The organism is Chryseobacterium gleum (assembly GCF_900636535.1).
Lineage (GTDB): Bacteria > Bacteroidota > Bacteroidia > Flavobacteriales > Weeksellaceae > Chryseobacterium > Chryseobacterium gleum.
In genome coordinates this window covers 5,190,950-5,217,937 of sequence record NZ_LR134289.1, presented here as the reverse complement: position 1 = coordinate 5,217,937, position 26,988 = coordinate 5,190,950, and the positions used below count along the sequence as shown (strand labels likewise).

General features: G+C 36.8%; 29 protein-coding genes. 10 read left to right on the top strand and 19 right to left on the bottom strand.

The window, feature by feature from the left end:
* Positions 1 to 302 precede the first annotated feature (302 nt).
* The 3 genes from EL165_RS24045 (at position 303) to EL165_RS24035 (ending at position 1,404) form a co-directional block, all read left to right on the top strand.
* Positions 303 to 521, top strand: a complete 219-nt coding sequence (locus tag EL165_RS24045; protein ID WP_002980985.1) for a hypothetical protein — start codon at positions 303 to 305, stop codon at positions 519 to 521.
* Between the two features lie 140 nt (positions 522 to 661).
* Positions 662 to 1,000, top strand: a complete 339-nt coding sequence (locus EL165_RS24040) for a cupin domain-containing protein (protein WP_041461873.1) — start codon at positions 662 to 664, stop codon at positions 998 to 1,000.
* A gap of 140 nt (positions 1,001 to 1,140) precedes the next feature.
* Positions 1,141 to 1,404 carry a hypothetical protein gene (locus EL165_RS24035; RefSeq protein ID WP_002980987.1) on the top strand — a complete coding sequence of 88 codons (264 nt, stop codon included), beginning with the start codon at positions 1,141 to 1,143 and terminating at the stop codon, positions 1,402 to 1,404.
* 91 nt (positions 1,405 to 1,495) lie between these two features.
* On the opposite strand, the gene EL165_RS24030 is transcribed toward EL165_RS24035, so the two are convergent.
* The 3 genes from EL165_RS24030 to EL165_RS24020 form a co-directional block, all read right to left on the bottom strand.
* Positions 1,496 to 1,954, bottom strand: a complete 459-nt coding sequence (locus tag EL165_RS24030) for a MaoC family dehydratase (protein WP_002980988.1) — start codon at positions 1,952 to 1,954, stop codon at positions 1,496 to 1,498.
* Positions 1,955 to 2,194: 240 nt separating this feature from the next.
* Complete coding sequence (locus EL165_RS24025; protein ID WP_002980989.1) at positions 2,195 to 2,389, bottom strand: cold-shock protein; 195 nt, start codon at positions 2,387 to 2,389, stop codon at positions 2,195 to 2,197.
* 51 nt (positions 2,390 to 2,440) lie between these two features.
* Positions 2,441 to 3,559 carry a DEAD/DEAH box helicase gene (locus tag EL165_RS24020; protein ID WP_041461874.1) on the bottom strand — a complete coding sequence of 373 codons (1,119 nt, stop codon included), beginning with the start codon at positions 3,557 to 3,559 and terminating at the stop codon, positions 2,441 to 2,443.
* 439 nt (positions 3,560 to 3,998) lie between these two features.
* Here EL165_RS24020 and EL165_RS24015 point away from each other — a divergent pair, with 439 nt between their 5' ends.
* Entirely contained in the window at positions 3,999 to 4,952 is a 954-nt protein-coding gene (locus EL165_RS24015) for a beta-1,6-N-acetylglucosaminyltransferase (protein WP_041461537.1), read from the top strand.
* 77 nt (positions 4,953 to 5,029) lie between these two features.
* Positions 5,030 to 5,617 (top strand): Crp/Fnr family transcriptional regulator, encoded by a 588-nt coding sequence (locus EL165_RS24010; protein ID WP_002980992.1) that lies wholly within the window; start codon positions 5,030 to 5,032, stop codon positions 5,615 to 5,617.
* 661 nt (positions 5,618 to 6,278) lie between these two features.
* Here the strand turns inward: EL165_RS24010 and EL165_RS24005 are convergent.
* The 3 genes from EL165_RS24005 to EL165_RS23995 form a co-directional block, all read right to left on the bottom strand.
* A complete protein-coding gene (locus EL165_RS24005; protein WP_002980994.1) occupies positions 6,279 to 7,205 on the bottom strand; it encodes an alpha/beta hydrolase in 927 nt (308 codons plus the stop codon).
* A gap of 93 nt (positions 7,206 to 7,298) precedes the next feature.
* Positions 7,299 to 8,162, bottom strand: coding sequence for a helix-turn-helix domain-containing protein (locus EL165_RS24000; RefSeq protein WP_041461538.1), 864 nt, complete (start codon positions 8,160 to 8,162; stop codon positions 7,299 to 7,301).
* Positions 8,163 to 8,743: 581 nt separating this feature from the next.
* A complete protein-coding gene (locus EL165_RS23995) occupies positions 8,744 to 9,124 on the bottom strand; it encodes a winged helix-turn-helix transcriptional regulator (RefSeq protein WP_002980996.1) in 381 nt (126 codons plus the stop codon).
* Between the two features lie 128 nt (positions 9,125 to 9,252).
* Here EL165_RS23995 and EL165_RS23990 point away from each other — a divergent pair, with 128 nt between their 5' ends.
* Both EL165_RS23990 and EL165_RS23985 read left to right on the top strand, forming a co-directional pair.
* Positions 9,253 to 10,044 (top strand): SDR family oxidoreductase, encoded by a 792-nt coding sequence (locus EL165_RS23990; protein ID WP_002980997.1) that lies wholly within the window; start codon positions 9,253 to 9,255, stop codon positions 10,042 to 10,044.
* 21 nt (positions 10,045 to 10,065) lie between these two features.
* Positions 10,066 to 10,383 carry a hypothetical protein gene (locus EL165_RS23985; protein WP_002980998.1) on the top strand — a complete coding sequence of 106 codons (318 nt, stop codon included), beginning with the start codon at positions 10,066 to 10,068 and terminating at the stop codon, positions 10,381 to 10,383.
* A 232-nt stretch (positions 10,384 to 10,615) separates the two neighbouring features.
* Here the strand turns inward: EL165_RS23985 and EL165_RS23980 are convergent, their stop codons facing one another.
* The 4 genes from EL165_RS23980 to EL165_RS23965 all read right to left on the bottom strand — a co-directional run bounded on the left by EL165_RS23980 (position 10,616) and on the right by EL165_RS23965 (position 13,231).
* A complete protein-coding gene (locus EL165_RS23980) occupies positions 10,616 to 11,149 on the bottom strand; it encodes a dihydrofolate reductase family protein (RefSeq protein WP_002980999.1) in 534 nt (177 codons plus the stop codon).
* Between the two features lie 70 nt (positions 11,150 to 11,219).
* Positions 11,220 to 11,954 carry a helix-turn-helix transcriptional regulator gene (locus EL165_RS23975; RefSeq protein ID WP_002981000.1) on the bottom strand — a complete coding sequence of 245 codons (735 nt, stop codon included), beginning with the start codon at positions 11,952 to 11,954 and terminating at the stop codon, positions 11,220 to 11,222.
* A gap of 56 nt (positions 11,955 to 12,010) precedes the next feature.
* On the bottom strand, positions 12,011 to 12,706 hold the full coding sequence (locus tag EL165_RS23970; RefSeq protein ID WP_041461539.1) for a VIT1/CCC1 transporter family protein: 696 nt from the start codon (positions 12,704 to 12,706) through the stop codon (positions 12,011 to 12,013).
* A gap of 210 nt (positions 12,707 to 12,916) precedes the next feature.
* Positions 12,917 to 13,231: a low affinity iron permease family protein gene (locus EL165_RS23965; RefSeq protein WP_002981002.1), complete on the bottom strand. Its 315-nt coding sequence runs from the start codon at positions 13,229 to 13,231 to the stop codon at positions 12,917 to 12,919.
* 708 nt (positions 13,232 to 13,939) lie between these two features.
* Between EL165_RS23965 and lgt the strand changes: the two genes are divergently transcribed.
* Positions 13,940 to 14,776, top strand: a complete 837-nt coding sequence (gene lgt / locus EL165_RS23960; RefSeq protein ID WP_041461876.1) for a prolipoprotein diacylglyceryl transferase — start codon at positions 13,940 to 13,942, stop codon at positions 14,774 to 14,776.
* Positions 14,777 to 14,856: 80 nt separating this feature from the next.
* Here lgt and EL165_RS23955 read toward each other — a convergent pair whose 3' ends face one another.
* On the bottom strand, positions 14,857 to 15,612 hold the full coding sequence (locus EL165_RS23955; RefSeq protein WP_002981004.1) for an SDR family oxidoreductase: 756 nt from the start codon (positions 15,610 to 15,612) through the stop codon (positions 14,857 to 14,859).
* A 684-nt stretch (positions 15,613 to 16,296) separates the two neighbouring features.
* Between EL165_RS23955 and EL165_RS23950 the strand changes: the two genes are divergently transcribed.
* A complete protein-coding gene (locus EL165_RS23950; protein WP_002981005.1) occupies positions 16,297 to 16,725 on the top strand; it encodes a cold shock domain-containing protein in 429 nt (142 codons plus the stop codon).
* A gap of 261 nt (positions 16,726 to 16,986) precedes the next feature.
* On the opposite strand, the gene EL165_RS23945 is transcribed toward EL165_RS23950, so the two are convergent.
* The 8 genes from EL165_RS23945 to queG all read right to left on the bottom strand — a co-directional run bounded on the left by EL165_RS23945 (position 16,987) and on the right by queG (position 26,498).
* A complete protein-coding gene (locus EL165_RS23945) occupies positions 16,987 to 18,438 on the bottom strand; it encodes a TolC family protein (RefSeq protein WP_002981006.1) in 1,452 nt (483 codons plus the stop codon).
* Complete coding sequence (locus EL165_RS23940) at positions 18,419 to 21,541, bottom strand: efflux RND transporter permease subunit (protein WP_002981007.1); 3,123 nt, start codon at positions 21,539 to 21,541, stop codon at positions 18,419 to 18,421. Before EL165_RS23940 ends, EL165_RS23945 begins: the two co-directional genes overlap by 20 nt.
* A 21-nt stretch (positions 21,542 to 21,562) precedes the next feature.
* Positions 21,563 to 22,651 carry an efflux RND transporter periplasmic adaptor subunit gene (locus EL165_RS23935; RefSeq protein ID WP_002981008.1) on the bottom strand — a complete coding sequence of 363 codons (1,089 nt, stop codon included), beginning with the start codon at positions 22,649 to 22,651 and terminating at the stop codon, positions 21,563 to 21,565.
* A gap of 61 nt (positions 22,652 to 22,712) precedes the next feature.
* Positions 22,713 to 23,045 (bottom strand): hypothetical protein, encoded by a 333-nt coding sequence (locus tag EL165_RS23930; protein WP_002981009.1) that lies wholly within the window; start codon positions 23,043 to 23,045, stop codon positions 22,713 to 22,715.
* A gap of 315 nt (positions 23,046 to 23,360) precedes the next feature.
* Positions 23,361 to 23,813 (bottom strand): SRPBCC family protein, encoded by a 453-nt coding sequence (locus EL165_RS23925; RefSeq protein ID WP_002981010.1) that lies wholly within the window; start codon positions 23,811 to 23,813, stop codon positions 23,361 to 23,363.
* A 51-nt stretch (positions 23,814 to 23,864) separates the two neighbouring features.
* Entirely contained in the window at positions 23,865 to 24,512 is a 648-nt protein-coding gene (locus tag EL165_RS23920) for a murein L,D-transpeptidase catalytic domain-containing protein (RefSeq protein ID WP_002981011.1), read from the bottom strand.
* Positions 24,513 to 24,515: 3 nt separating this feature from the next.
* Positions 24,516 to 25,193 carry a TIGR02117 family protein gene (locus tag EL165_RS23915; protein WP_376746457.1) on the bottom strand — a complete coding sequence of 226 codons (678 nt, stop codon included), beginning with the start codon at positions 25,191 to 25,193 and terminating at the stop codon, positions 24,516 to 24,518.
* A gap of 366 nt (positions 25,194 to 25,559) precedes the next feature.
* Entirely contained in the window at positions 25,560 to 26,498 is a 939-nt protein-coding gene (gene queG, locus EL165_RS23910; RefSeq protein WP_002981013.1) for a tRNA epoxyqueuosine(34) reductase QueG, read from the bottom strand.
* Positions 26,499 to 26,667: 169 nt separating this feature from the next.
* On the opposite strand from queG, the gene EL165_RS23905 reads away from it, so the two are divergent.
* Positions 26,668 to 26,967, top strand: a complete 300-nt coding sequence (locus tag EL165_RS23905) for a rhodanese-like domain-containing protein (RefSeq protein ID WP_002981014.1) — start codon at positions 26,668 to 26,670, stop codon at positions 26,965 to 26,967.
* The last annotated feature ends 21 nt before the right edge of the window (positions 26,968 to 26,988 follow it).

Below are 26,988 nucleotides of genomic sequence, written 5' to 3'. Positions count from 1 at the left end.
TCCGGATCATCAGTTCAATGTAGTGAATCAGCAAGATACGATTAATTAATCACTTATTAGGAATTATATAGTAGTATTTTAGGTTTGCAATCATGTCTTAAGGCCCAATAATCTCCATTACTTCATGAATAGTAATCAAAACCACTGTTTTTATGATCACCCGTCTTACAGATGCTTAAAAATAAACTGGAATTTTGCAAAAGTGTGATATGTGCAACATTAAAGAAACAATCTGTAATATAATAGATTATTAAACACCCAACTTTGTATTGTAGCAATGAAGTTACATTAAAATCCACCTTATGGACACAAACCACAACAAAGACAATCAATCTTTTAAAATTCCAGGAGACTGGGATGTGCAATCAAAACAATTAAAAGAAAAATTTTCAACATTAACGGACCACGATCTGAAGCTTGAAGAAGGGAAAGAAAGGGAAATGCTGGAAAGAATCGGAAACAGATTAAGAAAAAACCGTGAAGAAGTTCTCAATATTATCAAAGGAATCAATCTTTCATAAATTGTTTTCAAGGACAGTTAAAGCCAATGAAAAGACATATTTGTCAAAAGTTTTAACTGGAAAAAGGGATGGAATATTAGACAGTTCTGTCCCTTTTATTTACAATACCATCTGCACATTTTATGTTTAAACCCATTGCGATGAATCATAGGGAACTTGAAAAATCAAAAGTATATATTACCAGCCAGATTGTAGATTACATTCCAAATTCTGTTGTCACCAAAAAAATACTGGAAAAGCTGACCGGCAATATCAGTGTTTTATCTTTTGATGACAAAGAAGGGTTATCTGAAAAGATCTCTCCTTTTGATGCTGTTGCACAGATCATTGAAGGTAAAGCAGAAATCATTATAGACGGAGCTTCTTATTTTATGGAAGAGGGTGAATGCATTATCATTCCTGCCCATAGATCTCATTCTATAAAAGGAAATAAACGCTTTAAGATGATCGTAACGATAATAAAAAGCGGCTATGAATAATCTGAATATACTTTCAGGCAGCATGTACTCATTACCATCAGAACGTATCTTATCCAGAAGATGGATCAGCAGAAAAATAAAAGGTAAGCTGTCTTAATGAACCTCAACCTAAATTTTTTATCTTATTAAATATTATTGAAATGAAAACAATACACCTCTTTCGGTTTAACGATTCTATTTTCCGTAAAATTCCTTTCTTCAAAGAAGAGCATAGGTTGAAAACCGATGTAATGGAAATTGATTTAATGAATATTGAAATAGTAACTGAATATATCGTGAAAACTCATGATGACTTTAGTTTTGACAATACATCAGGAAATGATCTTTTATCAATGTGCAAAAAAGCTCAAAAAACAATTGAACATTATTTTGTGATAAAACTGGATCACTATGATTTTATATGAAAAAGTTATTTAATCAAATGTTAGTATCATAATCCAAAAAGTAAGATATTGGAGGCTTCCCGTATTTTAATTTTTTTAATCTGGCTTCCTATTATAAAAAATGATATAGAAAAATTACATCCCCTGTATAGGCGGGTTTCGCATGATTCTTTATAAGAAGTTTAGCTTCCACTACTACTTTTATAGTTCCTCTGAGATCTGTCACCGATTTCACAGTGGCCTGTAGTTTTACGTCAGTCTCTACAGGAACAGCCTGGCCAAATTTAAGGTTCTCAATCCCATAATTGATTTCCATTTTTACATTTCTCACCTCAGCAATTTGTTTCCAGAGATAAGGGATCAGCGATAAAAGCAAATAGCCATGAGCAATTGTAGATTTGAACGGGCCTTCTTTTTCAGCTCTTTCTTTATTAATATGGATCCACTGGTCATCTAAGGTTGCCTCAGCAAACCTGTTGATCTGCTTCTGATCTATGGTATGCCAATCAGAAAACCCGACCATTTGTCCTTCGAAAGCCTTATACTCTCTAAAATTGTTAATTATAATCATGTTTGTCTGTCTTTTTTATTTAGACTGATTGAAATTCTTCCTTGAAAAACCTCTCACGTCGATGTGAGAGGTAAATGAACATAATGGAAAATAAAAAGTAATTTAACTTACACCAATGTTCTTTCAAACAATATACTCAAATTCCAAAGATTACTGGACTTTGAATTGTAAAAAAATATAAAAATATAATACTGAAATTGAAAATAATATTTATTTCAAACAGATGATATTAAAGCTTAATTATGCCAGTTTTACATTAACCGCATTTAAACCTTTATCACTCTTTTGTACATCGAAAACGACTTTATCATTTTCACGGATTGATCTTGAGTCTAATCCTGAAGAATGTACAAATATATCTTTACTCCCGTCTGTAGGAGAAATAAATCCGAAGCCTTTTGCTTCATTGAAAAATTTTACTGTGCCTTGTTGCATTGTAATTATTATTAAAAAATTATTTATTGTTTTCTGTAAACTCTACAGATTTTATTTATAAAATGATCTGACCGGCATTGTGAATCCTATCAGTTTTTGAATATTTTTAAGATCTAAGCGCTCATCGGTATCGCAAAATGAAATAGCAGTACCTTCCGTTCCTGCCCTTCCGGTTCTTCCGATCCTGTGGACATATGTTTCCGGAATATTGGGAAGCTCATAGTTTACTACATGAGGAAGATCATCAATATCAATTCCTCTGGCGGCAATATCTGTAGCTATCAATACTTTAATCTTACTGCTTTTAAAATCATCAAGTGCATTCTGTCTTGCGGTCTGAGATTTGTTCCCATGAATCGCTGCAGCAAAAATCCCTACTCCTTCCAATTGCTGTACCAGCTTATTGGCAATATACTTAGTACGGGTAAAAACCAGTGAACGCCTCATATTTTCATTTTGCAATAAATCAATCAACAAACCCGTCTTATCTCTTTTTTCCACAAAATAAACGGATTGTTTCACCGTTTGTGCGGTTGAAGATACCGGAGTTACAGTAACCTTTACCGGATTATTCAGAATTGTTTCCGCAAATTTTCTTATACCTGAAGGCATTGTGGCCGAAAAAAATAAGGTCTGCCTTTTCTGGGGAATCAGCTTTAAAACTTTTTTGACATCATTGATAAACCCCATGTCAAGCATTCTGTCTGCTTCATCCAAAACAAATATTTCTATTTTAGAAAGATCAATATGTCTTTGATTAACCAAATCCAGTAATCTGCCGGGTGTAGCCACCAGAATATCTACTCTTTTCCTAAGAGCCGCAAGCTGACCACCTGCTGAAACTCCTCCATAAATAGAAAGCTGTGATAAAGGTAAATATTTGCTGTACACAGCAAAATTCTCTTCAATCTGTATTGCCAATTCGCGGGTCGGTGTAAGTATTAATGTTCTGATCTCTTTATGATCAGGGGTATATTTTTTTAACAGCTGAAGAATAGGCATTGCAAATGCTGCCGTTTTTCCTGTACCTGTCTGGGCACATCCTATAATATCTTTTCCTGCAAGAATATGGGGTATTGCTGTATACTGTATTTCAGTTGGCTTAGAATACCCTGCTTCTGTTACAGCACGGATAATAGCATTGATTAAATTTAAACTTTTGAAACTCATCATAATGTTCGGTCTTCCTGATATTTTGTAAGCAAATTCCCTTTTCAGAATTTGAATTGGTGTATCATAATGATGAACAAAGAAATTCTTTTCTTTTCATCATTCTACTTGCTTAACTTCCGATAAATACCTGTGTAGTATTCATGAGCCTGCAATAACGTATCATTCTAGGATGAAAAGACTTATGGAGTGTTTTTCACATTCGAAACCCGATTGATAATTGGGTGACTGAAAAAGCAAAAACTGAAAGAAAAAATGGTGAGTTTAAACTATTACAGAATGGCAAAGGCAGAAACCTGTTTTATAAATGCATTGCAAATATACAACAAAACAATTAGGCAACAGTAAATTTAATTAACTGATTATCAAAAATATATTCGTACCTTACGCACATAAACTGAATTGTTTGCCTTTGCGGATGATTTTAAATTTTACTCCCATGCAAACTTCATTTCCCATAACTCATCCCCATTCCCAAACTACCGATCTGCATTCAACTCCGCAGGTGACAATTGCTTACTTTATTATGATCCATCATAAACCTGATGCATTTAAAGAGATGTTTCAGAAAATTTATACAAGGGATCAGTTTTACCTTATTCATATCGACCGGAAAGCAAAAGCGGAATTTACAGAAGAAATACAATTATATTTAATACACTTCCCCAATGTGTATATTCTGGAAAGCATGAATATTGTGTCTGGAGGATTTAGTATGATCCAGGCTGAACTTAATGCAATGGAATATCTTTTGAATGTAAGTCATGACTGGGATTATTTTATCAACCTGAGTGGTGAAGACTCCCCACTCAAGTCACAAAATATTATACGTCAATTTCTTACCGTTAATAACGGAAGAAATTATCTTTTTTATTATGACCAGAAATTTTACAGGCCTGATACACTGCAAAGGATACAAAATCATTTTACAGAGCTGACCCATAAAATATCTTCATTTATTTATAAAAGAGAATTTATGAAGGAAGTTATACCTTATATTGGTGGGAAATGGTTTATCCTTACAAGAGAAACCTGTGTATTTTTAACCAATAATAAAAGGGTAATGGATTTTGAAGATTATTACCTTCACACTCTTTTACCAGCTGAATCATTTTTCCAGACAGTACTCCTCAATACAGCCTTTAGTGATATTATTGTGAATGATGATAAAAGAGCAGTCATTGAAAAAACTTTTTTTAGTAAAGACCAATATGCTGACAACTTCATCGAAACTCTGAAATCCTCCAATAACCTTTTCATTAGAAAAATAGATGATAAAACAAATAAAAATATTCTAAAATATATTAATGACACTTATCTTCTTCCTTTACCTGAAATTAATGAAGTTGAAAGAGAACTTAAGAGAAATGATCACGACGACAAATGGTCATAAGAAAACTTTGTACACTTGTAAATAAATTAGAGACTGTACACAAGGTAGTTTCATATGAATAATTAAAATAAAAATTAATGCTGATAAAAGAGGAGCTTTTGATGAACTATGGAGCTAAAATTGTAAATTTTACAAAGGGAAAATATGTATTTAAAGAAAATGATGACGTAATCTCTTATTTTCAAATTTCAACAGGAACTGTGAAGATTGTCAGTGAGAAAAAAGCGGGTCGTGAATTTATTCACAACATTTCTATTCAAGGTGATTGTCTAGGAGCACTTTTCCTGTTCTTAAAACATCCATATTCTGTAAGTGCCATTGCAATGGAGAATTCTAGGATAATCAAATTGGAAAAATTGGGCTTTGATTTAATGCTAAAAGATAATCCCAAAATACTGTTAGATTTATACAAATATACCGCAGAAAATATGCATTATACCTACCTGATGAAAGGATTTGCATCAGAAAGCCCGTCCGAAAAAATAATGAATCTATTCAATTACTTAAAAAAATCAAAACCTCCGACTGATTCTTATCAAGTATTTCTCACCAGACAGCAAATTGCATCACTAACAGGATTAAGAGTGGAAACTGTTATAAGAACAATTAAAAAACTGCAAAATCTAGGAATACTCTTGGTTATCAATCGCAAAATATTTTATTAGTCTATATATTACTACTATTTTATAATTGGTAACCAAACAATACATAAAATATTTGAGAAAACACATCAATGCAGCGCCCTCTGTCAATTTACCTCACAACGGTAGAGCAAAAACACCACCTACTTTAAACACCTGAATAAGCTTGTCAATATCAAATAGAGGATTATCTAATTCTATTATCTTTTCTAAATTCCCACCAAATTTTTCGAGATCTCTTCGTTTATGGTTCAAGAACGAAACAGCCAAATAAACAGTTATTATTCCAACAGTAATTAATAGTTAGCTTTCAGCAGATTAAGACTTTCATTACAAAAGTGCTGATTTCAAAGAGCTCATGATTCTACGATAAAACATATAATAACTGAAAACCAATTAATTAAAATTACAAACCATGGAGATTTGAAAATTTAGGATTCGATGACCTAGCAGGATCCGAAAATCAAAATTTAGAGAGAAAGCAGATTTCTATTCCTTTAAATTGTATGATTTATACAAAAATAAATAAGAAGTAAGTGTATCGCAACTAGATGATGTGGGTTAAGAATCGTTTAAACGAAAACCCTTCCTGATAGAGATACAGAAAAATTTCATAAAAAAGACCGTTTTCACGAGTTGTGAGACGGCCTCTAAAATTTCTAAGAACGACGAAAAATGCCGGGTACTAAGCAAGATATTTATTAAAAAACGGAACTATCTCTTCCAATGCTCTTTTCGTAGATTCTTCTCCATCATATAAATCATAATGGCTTGCTCCCTGAACAACCTGAATGCTCTTTTGCTTTGATGCCGACTTTTTAAACAGCTCAAAACCATCCCTGTATGAACCAAAAGCGCCTACTTTATCGCCAATCACTATGTGAAGTGGCTGTGTAAGCAATAAGTCTGCTAAATGGAAAGCATCAAAAGCCATTGCTTTGTCCAAACTATCCACACGTAAATGATTGGGTGAGTTCGGATGCTGTCCTCTTGGTGTCTGATAGTAGTCTACAGCTTCAATGATGTCAACATCGTTCATTCCTGCGGCTATTCTGTCTTCCTGTGAATTTGGTCTGTAGACTGTAATAGCAGGTTCAGCTCCTCTTGCCTGAGCGGTGCGTTGCCTTGCAATTCCCTCCAGGGTTCTGATAGCTGCATCAGCTGTAAAATCTCCTTCACGAAGCAAGCGCCCATAGTTTGCACCCACAACCGTTACTACGGCTTTAAAGCGTCTTTCCGTCATTGCAGCATTAACAGCATATCCGCCTCCGCCACAAACTCCCAAAACACCTATTTTTTCTTCATCTACATAATCCAATGTAGTCAGAAAGTCTGTAGCACAACGAAAATCTTCTACACGGATAGCGGGGTCTTCTAAGAACCTTACTTCGCCACCGCTTTCTCCCTGGTTAGAGGCATCAAAAGCCAGCGTAATAAAACCTGCTTCTGCCAATGCTTTTCCATAAATGTTTCCGGCTGTCTGCTCTTTACAACTGCTGATAGGATGCGCACAAACAATCGCCGGATATTTTTTAGTTTCATCAAAGTCTTTAGGGAATTGCAGGATACCTGCTACATCCCAATTTCTGTTTTTGAATTTTACTGCTTTCATTAGAATTTATCTTTAATAAGTTATTGAACAGTACAAAGATATTCTGACTTAGAAGCTCCATACTTAAAGTAATTACGGGAAGACTTTAACTATTTACTGATTTCGGAAAACACTTGGAGAAATACCTGTTTCCTTTTTGAAAAACGTAGCGAAATAGGAAGGATATTCAAACCCTAAACTAAAAGCTATCTCACTTATGCTTAATGAGGTTGTCCGTAATTTGTTCTTCGCAATCTGTATGAGCAGCTGATGTATATGTTCCTGTGGCGAGCGACCTGTGTAGTGCTTAATGAGGTCGCCAAAATAGTTAGAAGACAGATTAGCTATATCTGAAAAGTAGGAAACTGAGGGCATTTTCAGGGCATTCTGTTCATTGTCATAATATGCTTCGAGATTTTTGTAAAAATCAGATACAGTAGTATTGTATAATTCCTCTCGTGTATCAAACTGCCTGCTGTAAAATTTTTGGATATAGGAAAGAATAAGCGAAGCATAAGAAATTACAATATCTTTTGAAAAATTCTCATTGCCCTCAAACTCTTTCAGTGCCTTTCGAAAAAGGTCGGTAATGGTTTTCTCTTCTTCTTTCGTGATAAAAAGTCCTTCGTGATTGCCGTAATAAGTAAAACTGTATTCTTTGGCAATCTTCCTGAATAGTCCAGCATCAATCAAAATATGATACCCTGAAATTTGATGCTCTATATCCCATTGCAAAAAATCTCCGGGTTGGTCGAGATAGACAAAGGCATCCGCCTGGTCGAATATTGTCTGACCAAAATTCTTGTCTTTATCAAAGTTTAACTTGATTGCCAAAAAATAGAAGTCAAGCTCAATAGGAGCCGATTTTCTACGCATCTCCTTTTGCTTATGATATTCAACCAAATGGATGTGATTGTTCTTAAAACCGCTGATATTGGTATATTCAAGAAACTCTTTTATATTGTACCTTTTCTTCAAATGATTATCAATTGTAAAATACAAATTTAAAAATTAAGTGAGTTACAGGCTTTAAACTTTTACTGAAATATTTTTGATTTTTACAGATACATACAAATATTCAATGTGTAATAAAACAAGGCTTTTCAACGTTAGCTAAAGCACAAATCTACTTTCTGTTCTATTTTAAACTTCTTTCGGTTATATTCCGTATTACTTCCAGCCTTTTTTAACAGCCATTATTAAGAGCTTAGCGAATTGACTTTGAAAATCCCTCTTGAACGTCGCCGAGTTATAAATCAGGGACATTATGATTTTTGTAATACTTGTTTAATTTGGCTCAGTCGAACCAAATCATCAATAAAAGTGTTTGAAGATACGCTCGTCTTGGTCACATTAAAGGATTATTTAATTCTACAATTCTTTCTAAATCTTCCACTAAATGTTTCGATATCTCTTCGTTTATGTGTACAAAAAACCTCTGAAATCATTTGATTCTCAGAGGTTTTTATTTTTTAGTAAGTTAAAAAATTCCCTAATTCACAAAAGTTCAATCATAGCAGATATAGGGTCATTTCATACTCAATTAAAAAAAGAAAACTTTAATTCTCTTCTGTATCCGAAAATCCCTGAATTCTTTTAATAATCAATTTTCTTAACCGATCCTCGTGCTGATCACCCCACTGTCCCAAAGCACCTATGACAGGAATTACACTTTCACCAAAATCAGTCAAGCTATATTCTACTTTGGGAGGAACAACGGGATAAATTTTCTTTGTAACCAGCTCATGGTCTTCCAGTTCTTTTAGCTGGATGTTTAAAACCCTTCGTGATGCATCCGGAATCTTACGCTGCAATTCACTTGGTCTTTTATGCCCCTGATAAATAAACCAAAGCAGGCGTATCTTCCATTTGCCGTAAAGTACTTCACCAATCAGATCAAGACCGCAGTTTAAGTTCGGAATTATTTTTCTCTCGTACATAATGTAAAATTAAGCGTATGTTCCCATTTGCACAATAGGGGAATAATTTATCCCTATATGAATCGTAATTCCGTACTTGTCCGAACTGCTTTTATACCTCAATTTTGTCCTATAAATAATTCTTAAAAATGGAACAATTTAATTACAACAATGAGTTATCAGGCAAAATTGCTTTGGTAACAGGAGGTACAAAAGGCGCTGGAAAGTCAATAGCAGAAAGACTTCAACAGGCTGGCGCAACAGTTATTATTACCGCAAGAAATGCACCTGAGCAGGAAAACAGCAATCTGCATTTCATTGCTTCCGACCTGAGCACAGCAGCGGGATCCCAAAAAGTAGTCAGTGAAGTGCTTACAAACTACGGAAGGCTGGATATCCTGGTTAACAACCTTGGTTCTTCATCAACGCCAGCCGGTGGATTCTCTGTATTAAGTGATGAAGACTGGGAGTCAACCCTACAGGCAAATTTACTCGCTCCGGTTCGGCTGGACCGGGGATTTTTACCACAGATGATTGAACGAAAAAGTGGTGTTATCATTCACATCGCATCAATTCAGGGTAAATTGCCTCTTTATGATTCTACTTTGCCTTACGCAGCTGCAAAAGCAGCACTGAGAAACTACAGTAAAAGCTTATCAAATGAAGTTACTCCTAAAGGCGTCCGGGTACTGACTGTTTCACCAGGCTGGATCAATACGACAGCTTCGGAAGCATGGCTGGGAGAAATTGCAAGAAACGCGAACAGTACTATAGAAGAAGCGCAACAGGGCGTAATGGACGCATTGGGTGGAATACCTTTTGGAAGACCTGCCGAGCCTGAAGAAATAGCTGAATTCGTCGGCTTCCTTGTTTCACCAAGAGCCAGCTATTTAACAGGAACTGAATATGTAATCGATGGTGGAACAGTACCAACAATTTAATTATCTCTAAAAAAAGAAAATATGAATTTACCAAACGTAATCGCAAAGCTGATAAAAGCACAAAACAATTTCGATAGCGCTGCTTATGCCCAATATTTTACAGAAACAGCCATAGTTTTCGATGAAGGCAAAACCCATAAGGGAAAAATAGAAATTGAAAAGTGGATTGACAAATCCAATAAGGAATATAAAGCCACGATGGAGCCGCTGGATTATAACGAAAGAGAAAATATACTGTCAGCGGAAATTTCAGGATCATTTCCGGGCAGTCCGATTATTTTAAAATTTCATTTTGATATTACTGACGGAAAAATTCAGCAGTTAAAAGTGACAGATTAAGAGAGAATCTGTATCAAAAAAAAGAGTCCGTTTTACAAATTGTGGGACGGACTCTTTTTTAACTTAAATATGAATTAAGCAATATCAGTATTTCCTATCCGACCTTTCCTTCTGCAAATCGAATATTCTTTGACGTATGTTAATCAGGAAACCAGAAACAGATAAAATTCAAAAGTTTTTAAGCCCAGGAAAATGTCATCCGTTTACAGGCACGGACTTCATCAGAAAACGGCTACTTTTTGCGCTTATACCGCAATTGTATCAATCCGGTTTCAAATGTTTTTGAAGTCATAAATTCAAGTGCCTGTTCAGGCCGGCCATCTTTAAAAAGCTTTGTTCCGCTGCCTAATAAGACCGGAATTACGGAAATAATAAACTCGTCTATCAGTTCATTCTTCAACAATTCATTTATTATTTCCGCACCACCGTCACAATATATATTCTTCCCTTCTCCGGATTTTAGACCATTAACCAATTCTGTAATATCTCCTGTATAGAAAGTTGTCCTGCCTTCTTTCGGCCTTGCTGTTCTTGTGATAACATAAATATCCCGCTGTCCGTTGTCGTAATGGGATGAGCCGATTTCTTTAAGTACATAATCATAGGTTTTTCTCCCTATAATAATAGTATCGATTCCGGCCGTAAAGTCCGCATAGCCGTAATCCTCGCCTTCTTTTTCAACTATTTTCAGAAAGCTCAGGTCATCATTGGATTTTGCAATGTAGCCATCTAAGCTCATCGCAATGAAAAGTGATAATTTTCGCATAGATTTTAATTTACTATTGAAGCAAATTTACTTCTATAAAAGGTTCTGTACTTTGTAAAAATGCGACACATTAAAGCAATGAGGGGACAAGTCCGGTATTCCGCTTGATTTCATTGGTGAGATGCGAATGATCATAGTAACCGCATTCAAACGCTATTTCCAATAAGCTCCGGTTTTGATCTGAATTTTTGATCAAACTCATAGTATACTGAAATCTTATTATATTTGAATATTCCTTGGGTGATAATCCGATCAGTTTTTTAAAATTCCGTTCCAGTTGTCTTACCGTCGTACAATGTATTTTGGCCAGCTCGTTAACACTTATATTTCCATTGGTTGAATGTATATGATTAAGTACTTTCTTCAGCTGGATATTTTTATTTTTAAGCCTCGAGGAAAAGAACTGGTCAAAATAAAGGAAAGGATTGTCAGATGTTTTATCAACATCAAAGGAATTGACCTTTTCAAATTCAACAGTAGCATTTGTCAATTCATTTTGTGACGCATAGCTGTAAAAATTTGCAAAAGTCGCAGGCTTCAGACATACTCCTGCTAAATGGGTTTCGATGTCTATAAAACTGTCTTTAAAAGAATTCATGGCACCCACCACATAAGTCTTTTCAGATTCCATTGTAAATAAACCGTTATCCGTTAAACATTTATCTCCCAAATTGATAAGTACACCAGCGCAGCCATCAGGGAAAACTCTCTCCCACGGCCTCTCTATTTCATTTCCTTTCAATTCCCAATAGAAATGAATAAAAGGCTCCAATTCCTTGCAAGGCTTCTTTTTTTTGTACTGCATGTTTTTTCTTCAGTATTGTTTTGCAAATTTATCTTACTGTGCAGGAATTAAAGACATTACGAAACACTAACCCCGAAAATACGCCCCACCAATGCTGTAATTCCCATGGCAACAGTTCCCCAGAAACAAATCCTCAATACTGCGATTTTAATATTTGAACCTCCGGCTCTCGCAGAGATTGCCCCCAAAAGCATCAGAAAGATGATTGAAAATCCATATTGGAAATACACCATTTGTTTAATAGGTGCCAATAGAGAAACTGCAAACGGTAATAAAGCTCCTACCGCAAAAGAGCTGAAAGAAGCAAGTGCCGCCAGCAAAGGTTTAGCTTGTGTTATTTCGTTGATTCCCAGTTCGTCCCGGGCATGAGCTCCCAAAGCATCATGCTCTGTAAGTTCAATGGCTACCTGCATGGCTGTTTCTTTGGTGCAGCCTCTTTTTTCATAAACTTTGGCTAATTCTCTGAGCTCTATTTCCGGCATTTGTTCCAGCTCAAGCTTTTCGCGCATCAGATCTGCTTTTTCCGTATCTTCCTGAGAACTTACGGAGACATATTCACCTGCAGCCATAGACATTGCTCCGGCAATCATACCTGCAAGTGCTGCAAGGATAATAATATGCCGTTCAGGCTCTGCTGCCGCAACTCCGATAACAATACTTGTGGTGGATAATAACCCGTCGTTCGCTCCCAATACGGCAGCCCGGAGCCACCCTACCCTGTTTACATAATGTTTCTCCAGCTGATGATGCATAACTTTTTGTTTTGATAGCACGTTAAAGTTACCAAATGTTTCGTCAAGAATCGTTTTAAATTAAGGCATTTCGGATAGGGATTTTATATTTTGAAAGATGTCTTTCCGATACTGACCTTATGATAAAAATCAATACAGAATGTATAAATATTTTTTTACGAAGCATGATATTACTCCGTTTCAATATATACATTTCCCGTTTTGTATAGCTTATTTATACCTGGGGCAATTCACCTGCAGATTTTCCGGCCGGCTGTTATCCGGTATATTTTTCTCTCTGCGTTGTTTTTCAAGATCTTCATAGAATCTGTGAAGCTGACTCAGCTCATCTTCTGTAAGGTTTTCTGTTTTCGTGCCCTCTTTACGTGCAGCCATCAGTTCATCAAGCTTATGCTGAAGCGTTTTTATTTCTTTATTCTGTGTATTCCTGATAAAAAGTACAGCAAGTCCTGCAATACCTAAAAAAGCACTTCCTTTAAAATAGTCCCGCCAATCCGGCCATCTGTCTAAAATATCCTTTATCATAACTGTTATTTTAAAAATTTATTTAAAAACAAGTCATACAGATTGCTCCATATGACAGGTTTCAACATTAATCTAAATCTATGCAAACTAGAAGTTCTTACTGTTTTCAATTTAAAAATATTTTTTCCTTCTAAAATTTGTATTGTTCTTATGACTCTTTCTGCACAAAGTCGCTTATATTAAATAATTATTGTATTATACGACGATTACAGAATGCTGTAACTTGTTATTTGATAACAGATTGCCTTTCGAACCCCTTTATCATAAGCATTAATCATCTGGGAAAATATACAATCAACCCCTATTTATTATAATGTCCCGGTTTATTATCTTAATAGAATTCTGTACTGATTCCCATTTAAAAAAATTAATCCTGCTTTACAAATTCAATGACTGTAAATATGATAATTCACTTTTTTAATAGAATCTACATCATAGGTAAGTCCACCCATCTCACAAGGTTGATCTGATATCCTTTAAACTGAAAAAGTCATACTGTCAGATGACAGAATTAGTCTGCGGCCTGGAATTCTCTTTTGCAGTTAACGGCAAAAGGCCAACCAGTATAATGAATTTCATATTTAAAAATTTTATGATGTGTAGTTTCAAATGTAGTCAACCTACTCCTAACGCTTTATGACTCAGATCATAGAATTCCCTAACTGCACGTTTTCCATCGGAAAATCCGATTTTCCTATCTTTGCAGCAATGAATTTATTATATATCAACTGGGACATCAATCCCGAAATCGTCAATATCCTGGGAATTCCTATCAAATATTACGGATTACTGTTTCTTGCAGGGCTTGTTTTGAGCCTGAATATCTTAAAACGCATCTATAAAAAAGAAGGTCTCAGCACACAGGCCCATGAAGCTTTATTCTCCTATGCACTGATAGGAATTCTGGTGGGAGCCAGATTGGGGCATTGTCTTTTTTATGATTTTGATTATTATTCTCAGCATCCTCTCGAAATATTTTTACCTATCCAGAAAGGTCCGGACGGAAGCTACCACTTCACAGGATTTGCTGGTCTTGCCAGTCATGGCGGCGGTATCGGTCTGGTGATTATGCTTCTTATTTATGCAAGAAAATATGCTATCCCATTCATGACCGTTCTTGATGCGATAGCCATTGTACTTCCGTTGGCAGGTACCTTCATCAGGCTGGCCAACCTTATGAATTCTGAAATTATCGGAGTTCCTACTGATATTCCGTGGGCTTTTATATTCCGTCAGGTAGATGATCTTCCGAGACATCCGGCACAGCTTTATGAAGCGATCTCTTATTTTATTATTTTCCTTTCTGTATATTTCATTTACAGAAAGAATATCTTTAAAATCGGAAAAGGATTTTATTTTGGAATCAGTATTCTGCTGATCTTCATTATGAGAATCCTGATTGAATTTATCAAGGTAGATCAGGTAGAATTTGAGCACGGAATGATCCTTAATATGGGACAGCTTCTGAGTATTCCATTTGTTCTTCTCGGATTATTCTTTATTATTAAAAGTATATTGGAGAAAGGAAAGATTAAAACCGCTTGATTTATTATTCCTTTTACAAATAAAAACTCACTGAAAGCTGCTTTTCAGTGAGTTTCTTTTTTAATGAAATTTACAAAGTATTATCTTGTTGTATATCCACCGTTGGCAAAGATGGTCTGCCCTGTAATCCACCAGCCATCTGTCACCAGAAATTCTACTAAAGGCGCAATATCTTTAATATCTGTCAATCCTCCCAATGCTGATGCTGATTTATGATAAGCAACAGCATCGGCAGTTTCCTGCCCATAGAAGAAAGGTGTGTCCATCGGGCCGGGAGCCACTGCGGTTACAGAAATGCCTCTGGATCCAAATTCTTTGGAAGCCGCTCTTGTAAAATGCTCTACCGGTGCCTTTGCCCCTGCATAGGTGGAATACAATCCGGTGTAGGCCGCCAGCAATGAAGTGACAATCGTACAGATTTTCCCATGGTCATTCAGTTTTTTACCGGCTTCCTGCAAAAAGAAGTAAGCAGATTTTGAATTGACATTGAACATGGTATCATATTCTGCTTCTGTAGTTTCTGAAAATGGTTTTTTAAGCACCATTCCTACAGTATTGATGGCAATATCGATTCCTCCGAAACGGGTAATGGTTTCATCAAAGAACTTCGTGATATGATCTACTTTGGTAAGGTCTCCCTGGAATAAAAATGCTTCTGCTCCCAGTGCCTGTACTTCAGCCAGTGTTTTTTCGCTTTCTGCTTTTGAGCTTTCACTGTTGTAATGAATAGCCAGTTTTGCACCTTTTGCAGCAAAGTCCCTGCTTAATAATCCTCCTAAGTTTTTACCGCCTCCCGCAATTAAAACAACTTTTCCTTTTACATTTTGTGTTGACATTGTTTTTATTTTTAAATGTTAATGAGACAAAGATGGATAATAAAAACGGCCCAAGCATGGTGAAATTTTCGGGAATTTCATTTTCCGATCTCATACAGAAAAAACATTTACTTTTTTTATGTAAACAATAGTTGTTCAATAGAACGCTATTTACCAGCCAGATACATCTTGAGAGACTCTTGTTTATTTAAACACCCTGCTACAATTCGCAAACCGACGCCAATTTTAGGCATAACATTTGATACCTTCCTCCCGTATCACGCACCACCACTTCATTTTTAATATATTTTTTTATAATCCTCAGGTTTCTGGGGATTTTTTTATAAGATTTTTACCACTTTACAAATACACTTATACATACAGTATAGCGCAACCTGCAACACTATTTCTGATAATCAATCATTTAAAACCTGATTATTCATTTTATTGTTGTATATTTGTAGATAATAAACCAAGTCATTACTTTGTTTTCTGTAACGACACGAATATTTTTATTCAGTCTTTGCCTTTTGAGCAGCCATATTTTTAACTTTTATTCTTCTATTAAGAACAATACTTGTCGGAATTTTAAAGCTCTGTATGATTGGAAATATCCAGGACAGGAAACATCAGTGGGCTTTATAGGTCTCATGCAGGCCAGATTGAACCGATTAATTTATAGAAACTAAATACTAAAAATAATTTATGGCAGATTCTTTTTCTAAAAAGGAAAATTTCAAGAAAAAAATTCAAAAGCAAAAAGAAAAGGCGCTAAGACGCGAAGAACGTAAAACGAACAACAACAAAGGGAAAGACATGGAGGATGTATTCATGTATGTAGATGAATTCGGAAGATTAACTTCTACTCCCCCTGAACAAAGACAGGAAGTAAACCTAGATGATATTCAACTGGGTGCAGCTCCTATCATTGAAGAAGATCCAAGAAAAACAGGAATTGTTACGTTCCTGAGTGAAAAGGGATATGGTTTCATTACTGAAGATAACAGCAAAGAAAACATCTTTTTCCACAACAATAACTGTGCAGAGCCGGTGAAAAAAGGAAACAAAGTTTCTTTTGAAAAAGAGAAATCTCCTAAAGGATTTTCTGCTGTTGAAATACAGCTTGTTAAATAATACGTACCTGTAAAAATGTTTCTGTGTTAAAAGCAGATCCGTTTTAAACCATACATAAAGAGACTGTCCGCGCGGACAGTCTCTTTTTTAGGGACATATAAAAAAAAGTTAACTTAACTTGTAAAAAGTTAGATTATAACGCAATATCTTAGAATTATTTCAAATCTCCTTACGGGAACCCGTAGCATACAGTTAAAATTTAAAAAAATAAAAGAAGCTGCCATTTAAGACAGCTCCTCTCATCGTAAAAAAAGTAAAAAATTAATCCAGTTTTCCTCCCAGTGCTTTAAACAGCAGGACGTTATTTCTGGTATTCTGATGCTGGAACTGTAGTAAATCCAATTCAGCCGTTAGCTTGCTCTTCTGGGAATTGATCAACTCAAAATAATTTGCATAGCCCGTCAGATACAGATCATTGGAAACCTCAACACCGCGGTCAAGGAAACCTACTTCTTCTGATTTCAGTTTCAAAACACGTTCATAAATTTTAGTTTGTTTCAAAATAGACTGAAGTTCATTAAAAGCTGTCGTTATACTTTTCTGATAGTTTAAAAAAGCAATTTCCTGTTCTTTGCTGGCTACTTTAAATTCATATTTCAACTGTCCTTTATTAAAAACAGGAACCATCAACCCTCCCAACAGCTGTCCGGCCAGTGAACCTGGCTTAAAGAATGTTTCCACAGAAAAAGAATTCAGTCCGAAACCGGCTCCCAGATCAATCTTGGGATAAAAAGCAGCTCTTGCCGCCTTTGCATCAGCCTGGGAAGCTTCCAAGACATAGTAATTTGCTGCTACATCCGGCCTGGAATGGATAACATTTTCTACATTAATGGTTTTATTTAAAACATCCATATTGGTAGGCATTAATACCTTACCTCGTTTCACCTCTCCGCCATAGCTTCCCGTCAGGGTTGTGATCGCCTGCTCTACGGTAACGATTTCCACCCGTATGTGTTCAATCTCTGCGAGCCAGTTATTATTCTGTGCCTTGAACTGCTGTACAGCCAGTTCGGTAGCTTTACCTACTTCACGCTGGGCTAAAACAATTTCAAAAGCCCTTTGCTGAAGGTTGTAATTCTTCTGATAAATAGCAAGACGATTATCTAAAGCCACCAGCTGATAATACAGATTGGCAATATCGGTGAAAAGCTCTACCTGCAGTAACCTCAAACCTTCTGTTGAAGCCAGATATTTCTTCTGGGCAGCTATCTTTTTATTTTTCAATTTCCCCCATGCATCAATTTCCCAGCTGCTTCTTGCGCCCAGCCAGTAATTAGGCGTAAAATCCCTGTTAATTTTCTGGTCTTCCGTAATATTGGGTGAAAGATTGGTATCATAGTTTCCAACCCCTTCCATGGTATATTTTCCATAACGGTTGCCGGAAGCTTCTATTCCGACTTCAAGGGAGGGCAACAGATCCATTTTTGATCTTTGCAGAAAACTGTTGGCAATCTCTACTCTTTGCTGCGCAATCTGGAAATCCGGATTTGCCTGTACTACCTTATCAAAAAGCTCAAGCAGATAAGGATCCGTAAAATAGGCCTTCAAATTGATCTGCTGGAATTCATCCGTGTTTTTATTTTTATCTGTTTTGATAATCTCGTCAGGTAGTTGCTGAGCTTTTTTCAGCTCCGTTACTTTGGGAACAGCACACGAAACAAGGCTCAGTGACGCCATTCCATACAATATATTTCTATGATTTAATCTTTTCATCGTTCTTCTTATTTTCAAGTTTTGCAAAGAATATATACAGTCCCGGAATCACCACCAGTCCGAAGATGGTTCCAATCAGCATTCCTCCGGCGGCCGCTGTTCCAATAGAACGGTTACCGATTGCCCCGGCTCCGGATGCTATACATAAAGGAATAAGCCCGGCAACGAAGGCAAAGGAGGTCATCAGAATCGGTCTAAGACGCTGTCTTGCTCCTTCAATGGCTGCCGGAATGATATCAAATCCCTGCTTATTTCTTGCCACGGCAAATTCTACAATCAGGATGGCATTTTTAGCTAAAAGTCCGACCAGCATGACCAAGGCTACCTGTGCATAAATATTGTTATCCAGCCCTGCAGCCACCAATGCGATATAAGAACCAAAAATTCCCGTCGGAAGGCTTAATAGTACCGGCATCGGAAGAAGGAAACTTTCATACTGTGCGGCCAGTAACAGATACACAAACAATAGACAGATGGCGAAGATATAAACGGTTTGATTTCCTGATAAGATTTCTTCCCTTGTCATTCCTGACCATTCAATGTCAAATCCTCTTGGCAAAGATTCTTTGGCTACTCGTTCTACAGCTGCAATGGCATCTCCGGAGCTATAACCATCTGCTGGTTCACCATTGATCATAGCAGACATATACATATTATACCTTGTAAGTACTTCAGGGCCGTAGACCTTCTCAATAGTAATGAAAGTTGAAAAAGGTACCATTTCACCTTTGTCATTTTTTAAATATAAATTCAAAATGCTTTCAGGAGTATCCCTGTGCTCCGGACTTGCCTGCACCATCACTTTATACATCTGGCTGAAACGGATAAAATTCGTAGCGTAATAAGATCCCAGCATGGTCTGCAGCGTAGACATGGCATTGTCCACCGATACTCCTTTTTTTGCTGCCATATCATAATCTATATTGATCATATATTGCGGGAAAGTAGCATCAAAACTGGTAAAACTGTTCTGCAGTTCGGGCGCTTCATTGAGTTTTTTAACAAAATCCTTAGTGATCTTGTCTGTATTTTCAATAGTTCCTCCGGTTCTGTCCAGCAGACGCAATTCAAAACCACTGGTATTTCCGAATCCGGGAACGGTTGGTGGTGCAAAGATCTCAATCTGGGCATCTGCTATGCCCTTTGTTTTATCTGAAAGTTCTGAAATCAGATCATTTACTGAAATATTTCTTTCTTTCCAGTCTTTAAGGTTGATCATCGCCATTCCGTAAGATGAACCTGCGATCTCTGTTACGATACTGTAACCTGCAAGCGTGGTCACGTTTTCGACTCCTTTGATCTTCTTGGCGATCACTGTCACTTCGTCCAGTACTTTTTCTGTTCTTTCTACGGTTGCTCCCTGCGGAGTGGTTACACTTACATAAACCATCCCCTGGTCTTCCATCGGGATAAACCCTGTTGGCAGGAATTTACTGGTCACAAAGGTCAGTCCGATGAATAAGAACAACAGTCCGAAAGTCACTGTAGTTCTTGTAGCAAATTTTGACAAAATGCCTACATAACCATTCGTCAGTCTTTCAAATCCTGTATTGAAACTCTGGAAAGCCCTGTCAATGATTGTCTTCTTCTTATGATGGTCATGAGGTTTTAAAATAATTGCACAAAGCGCCGGAGTAAGCGTCAACGCATTCACCCCTGAAATCACAATACTGATAGCCAATGTTAATGAAAACTGACGGTAAAATACTCCAACAGGCCCATCCAGGAATGCAACAGGAATAAATACGGCAGACATTACGATCGTAATCGCTACTACGGCTCCTGCAATTTCTTTGGTGGCACTGATGGTGGCATCCAGAGCATTCATTCCTTCTTCCATTTTCACATGGACAGCTTCAACGACGACAATGGCATTGTCAACCACAATACCGATCGCAAGAACTAATGCAAACAGCGTTAAAAGATTGACAGAGAAATCAAGCATATCCATGAATGCAAATGTTCCTACCAACGCCACTGGCACAGCCAGCACAGGAATTAATGTGGAACGCCAGTCCTGCAGGAAGATAAATACCACAATTCCTACCAGAATAAAAGCTTCAATAAGGGTTGTCAATACCGCACTGATGGAAGCATCAAGGAATCGGGAAACATCATAAGCCATGTTATATTCCATTCCCGGCGGGAAGGAGGTGACTTTCAATTCTTCCATTTTTGCCTTTACACTTTCAATAACTTCAGAAGCGTTGGAACCTGGACGCTGTTTCATCATGATGGATGCAGAGGGTCTTCCGTCTGTTTTGGAAACCATCCCGTAGTTCATCGCCCCGAATTCAACTTTGGCAATATCTTTAAGCTTTAAAATGGTTCCGTCCACATCAGACCGGATCGGAACTTCTTCATATTGTTTTGGCTCAAAAAACTTTCCTTTATATTTGATAACATACTGAAGCTGGCTTGAGGTTTTACCAGAGGTTTCACCTACTTTTCCGGGTGCTGCGGAAATATTCTGCTTTTGCAGGGAAGTAATTACTTCGTCAGCTGAAATATTATAGGCAGCCATTTTCTGCGGATCCAGCCATACTCTCATCGAGTATTCTTTCTGTCCCATGATCTCTGCACGTCCTACTCCATCAATACGTTTCAACTCCTGAAGGACGTTAATATCCGTAAAGTTATAGATGAACTGCTCATCCTGGCTGGGATCTGTACTGGTGATATTAAGGTACATCAGCATACTGTTCACCTCTTTTTCAGTAGTTACTCCGGCTCTGATCACCTCTTCAGGAAGCTCATCCAGAATAGTTGTTACCCTGTTCTGAACGTTTACTGCTGCCACATCAGGATCTGTTCCTACTTCAAAGAACACCTGAATAAGGGTAAGTCCGTCATTGGAGGTTACCGTAGACATATATGTCATCCCCGGCACTCCGTTGATCGCTCGTTCCAGAGGAAGAGCTACCGCATTGGCAGACACTTCAGCGTTCGCTCCTGTATATTTTGCTGTAACGGTTACAGAAGGCGGTACAATATCGGGAAACTGGGTGATCGGCATTTTCAGCAGCGCCATGATTCCCAGCAGTACAAATAATATGGAAATAACCAACGAAAGAACCTTTCGTCTTATAAACATTTCTACCATTGATTTAAAGATTATGAAAGGTTAATACTTCTTTTTGATTTTGATAATATCACCGTCTTTCAAAGACTGTGTTCCTTCATAAATGATTAAATCTCCTTTTTTAAGACCGCTTTCCACCATATAAGAATCTCTTAAGGTAGTCCCGATCTTAATGCTGGTCATTTTCACTTTATTCTGCTTATCCACTACAAAAACATAGGTCTTATCCTGGATGGAGAAGGTAGATTTCTGTGGAATAAGGATTGCGTTATTCTGCTGTTCGGAAATAATAAGCTTTCCGGAAGTACCGTGCTTGATCAGACGGTCCGGATTCGGGAAAAGTACTTTATACCGGATAGAGCCTGTAGTTCTGTCGATTTCTCCTTCAGCTGTTTTCAAAGCACCGTTGAACTGATAATTGGCTCCATTAGGCAGTGTCAGTTCAATCTTCTGATGATTCCCGATTTTATCATTAGCCAAAAGCTCAAAATACAGATTTTCAGGAATTGAAAAATAAGCATATACTTCGTTCAATTGGGAAAGTGTGGTCAATAATGTTCCGTTTTCCACTAAACTACCGTCCTTATGGGGAATCACGTCAATTACCCCGTCAAAAGGTGCTGTGATTTTTGTAAAGCTTATTTTCTGAAGAACTGTTCTCTTTTCAGCATCCGCAAAGGCATGTTTTGCTTTTGCGGAAGACAGTTTTGCCTTTACCATTTCCAGCTCGTTATTGGCTACAAATTTCTTAGCATGAAGACTCTGAATCTGCTTCAGCTCTACTTCTGCAATACGAACGTCTGCTTCAGTCTGTTTTAATGCTGCATTGGCTTTCAGAAGTTCCATTTGCAGCTCAGCATCATTAATTTTGAATAAAGCCTGTCCCTGCTGAACAAACTGTCCCTCGTTGACATAAATATGCTGTATAATACCTCCGATTCTGGAACGTATTTCAACATTCTTTTTAGCCTGGATATCCGTGACAAACTGGTTGCTCACCAATGTATCTTTTTCTTTGATTTCCAGTACGGGAACTTCTTTTTCTTTCTGATTATTTTTTTCCTTGTCTTTACTGCATGACACAGCGAATAATGTTGCAAGAATGCAAATTATTACGTTTTTACAATACATTTTTAAATGTTTAAATTATAAGATTTCCGTTAAAAGTGATCTGGCTTTCAGAAATTTAAACTTAGTACAGCTGGAGGAGATGGAGAAAGGATTTAACCCCGCAGATAATGGAAACTGCAATTTCCGGAAGAGCAATTTTCGGAATAACTTTTAATATCCCTGAAAAGTCTGCCACTGCAGAATCATTTTTTCTAACTGAGTGTTTTACAATTTTTGAAGCAGCAGGCAGCGCATGCGTGTTCATATCTGCTTCTTCATAAACATCCAGAACGTGAATGTTTGTTACAGGAGGAACGTGAGGAATATTCTGCAACGATTTTTCTGCCCAGTTCGAATTGAAAAGGGAAAAAACCAGTATGATATAAAATAAGAAAAATGACCTCAGACCTGCCATGTCAATCAGAATACTTTAGTTTTTCAGTAAAAACGATAGTATTGCAAAAATAGAGATTTTTGTGGGAAAATCCAGTCACAGAACTGTTAAAAAAACTTAAACAATGGATGAATAATTCTACTTATTCGTATCGGGATTTTTACGGAATGACAAATAGACCGCGAAGTCTATTCATGCAGTCTGTTATTCCGAAGCAATCTAACTTCTAAAATTCCGGATGAAAATGGCATTAAGTTTCGGCTAAAGCCAATGGAATTTTGGTTATCATTTTTAAACGGGCTAAAGCCCGTTTCTATTGAATCATTAAATTGTATACTAAAACAATTTTCTGAGAACTCTGAAACGGTAATCAAAGATATATTCCAGTTTCTTTCTGACGAAAAGACGATGGGCAATCTCACCTAAAAAACCCATAGGAAGTTCATAATTTATAGTATCTCTCATCAAAACGCCTTCTTCATTAGGAATAAATTCATGATGGTGGTTCCACAGTTTATAGGGACCTTTTTTCTGAAAATCTATGAAACTTTTCTGAAAATCTACGTGGGTGATCTCAGTCTGCCATTTCATCCTGATCCCGAATAAGGGCGAAACATAATAATCGATGAGCATTCCTTCATAGATTTCATCATCTTCCATTTTCGTCAATACAATAAAGCCCATGTCTTTCGGAGTGATTTCTGAAAGATTGTTGGCTGAGGAAAAGAATTTCCACGCCGTTTCTATATCACAGTTGAGCTGTTGTTCACGGAAAAGCGTATGTTTCATAAAGCGGAATCAGTTAACCTAAGTGTTATGAAACAAAGGTATAACAAAGATTTAATTATAGATCCACATTAATACCGGTTTTCCGGATTTCTGAATCATCGGATCTATTTCCTTCATTGCCTTGTTCGATACGGTTGGACAGCCCCAGCCTTCCGGTGAGCCTTTTGGGAACACTTCTTCATCACTCATCAGATTCCAGGAATGAAAGACGATATACCTTTTTAAAGCATTGCTGTTGGTTTCTTCAAGGCCGTACATCAGGTATTTTACATTGATACCCCACTCGCTGTATCCTCTTCCTTCCAGTTTATATTTCCCCAAAGAGGACAGATGGCTTCCGTCTTCATTACTGAATCCGGGATTGGCTTTAGAATCATCTTTGCTCCATGCATTGGAACCGCAGCCATGGCCTACGAGATATTTTTTTAAAATTTTATTGTTTTTAAAATCCCAAACAAAAAAACGGTTAACCCCGGAATGAAGGCTCATATCAATCAGAATGCAGAAGTCTTTGCTGAGATTCTTTGAATCACAGAATTTCAATGCTTCTTCCGCTTTACTTTTTATTTTGGAAAGATTGGCTTCAGGCTTCTTTTCAGCAACAACAGGGGTATCAACCGTCTGTATTGTATTTCTGTTTTTTTCCTGAAAGCATGAACACATCCAAAAAACAACCAAAAACAGATAAATTCTCTTCATGAATTATTTATAGTGCTGAAAAATTCCAAAATCTGTAGGTGTCCAAAGTGCCGCTTTTTGTCCGGCAGCCTTTAAAGCGTTATTTGACCAGGTATTACAGGTGTAAAGAAAACTATAAGTTCCCTTGGCATCATAAAAGGCATCATTATCACCATATACTGCATTGGTTGGAATTAATATGAAGTTACCGTTCTGATCTCTGTCAAACTTATCTTCTACATATTTCACCAGGTTTTCATACTGCCCTCTGCTGATCATAATCATCTTGCAGTCTTCACCTTCCTTCATTGTATTATAGTAAGTACAATGCATGGCAGAATCACTTAACCAGAAGGCTGCTTTAACGGCTGTAGAAAACTTAAGGTCAGCCCAGGTAGGGGTATCCAGATAAAAACCTTTGTCTCCCCATCCTATTCCTATATACTGATAGTCTGTTTTTTTTGATTTCGTATTGGCAAAAGGAATTTTCCGGCTCCAGTCCTGAAGATCGTTTTTCACCGGCATTACTATATCTGTATGCACTCCATTGGTATAAATATAGATCGGGACTTCTTTCTTCTGTCCGTCATCTTTTGCTGAAACAGGAATATAAGGAATCAGCAGTCCAAGGATTACATAAATAATCACAATTCCCAAAATAATGCCCACCACTTTCAGGAGATACATTAAGATCATTTTCACAGTCATGTTTTTTAATAAAATTTAATCTGCAATTTTTGGTAAAAGTATTTGTTTTAATCGAAAAAATGGCTATATTTAGTTACGAAATATTCAGAAATATGCGTAAAAATACCAAATCCCAAAAAAGATTTAAAATAAGAGTAAAAACTGCTCCTAAAAGAATACAAAAAAGACGTTGATTTTCGGTGAGATCCTGATCTCCTGAAAATCAATTTTTCTTTATAGGAAAGGCTTTTCAAGAAACTTATTGATGTAAATCTTTACCTCCTTAAAGCGGAAAATTTAAGGAATGGTCGGTTATCAGCTCTGGTTTGGAAATTCAAAAAATTCCAAAGGAGGAATTGTCACCGAAAGTTCCAGGAAAAATCAGTCCGAAGACTTCTGTAAAAACTCAATATTTCTCTTGAGCCCTGCAAATTTGGTACGTTTCACGGGAGATTTTCTGAAAATTTCGGAGAAAATTTCCTGAGTAAGCTCTTTCCATTCTCCTTTTTTGAAGTTTTTCAACGCTTCGTTGGGCTGAAAGCGGCTTTGTTTATTAGGCGCTGAGAAACGGTTCCAAGGGCAAACGTCCTGGCATATATCACAGCCGAACATCCAGTCTTCCATCTTATCTTTAAAATAGTCAGGAATTTCGCTTTTGAGTTCTATGGTTGCATAAGAAATACATCGGCTTCCGTCAATAATTTTTTCAGAAACAATAGCATCCGTCGGGCATGCATCTATACATTTTCTGCAGGTTCCGCAATGGTCTGTGGTGGCATGATCCGGAATCAGTTCAAGATCACAGATAATTTCTGCCAGAAAGTAGAAAGAACCATTTTGTTTGGTAATAAGATTGGCATTTTTCCCTACCCAGCCAATTCCTGATTTTCTGGCCCAGCTTCGTTCCAACACCGGTGCAGAATCAACAAAAACCCGGAATCCAAACTCTCCTATTTCTTTCTGCAGCTCTGCTACCATCTCACGGAGAATTTCTTTGATTACTTCATGATAATCTTCTGCATAAGCATATTTTGAGATTTTATAATTCTCAAGAATTGAAATTTTCTCCTCGGGAAAGTAATTGTAAGAAAGTGAAATTACAGATCTGGATCCTTCCACCAGAAGACGCGGATCAAGTCTTTTGTCGAAATGATTTTCCATATATTTCATTTCGCCATTATAGTTATTCTTCAGCCATTTTTCAAGATGAGGAGCATCTTCTTCCAGAAAATCTGCTTTGGAAATACCACAACTCTGGAATCCAAAACTTTTTGCCTTGGATTTTATCAGTTGGGAATATTTTTCGGCACCAGCATTCATTAATTTCACAATGCAAAATTAAGATTATTTTATCAATCTGATCATTGACACCGAAGTTCGGCTTACAGTTGGCTTCCTGTCTCCTATTTTCTGAAAATTTATATTTTAATTAGGATTTTTTTCAAAAAAAAATTGCGTAATTTCGTTTCTGATTTTAAAATAAACAACTATGTCTTTAATAGAAGTAATACAATCCGGAAACTATGAATTGATCGACGTTCGTGAGCCAATGGAGCTTGAAATGGACGGCAGCATAGATGGAGCAAAGAATATTCCTCTGGGTGAAGTAGAAGATAGACAAGATGAAATTCTATCTATTGAAAAGCCGGTTATCTTATTCTGCAGAAGTGGAAACAGAAGTGGAAAAGCATTGGATTATCTTAACGCTCAAGGATTAAAGGACGGTTATAACGGCGGAGGCTGGGCAGAGCTGAAGGCTGTTCTGGAAGCAAATCAGGGAACTTTTTAAAAGTTCCTTTTTTTATATCTT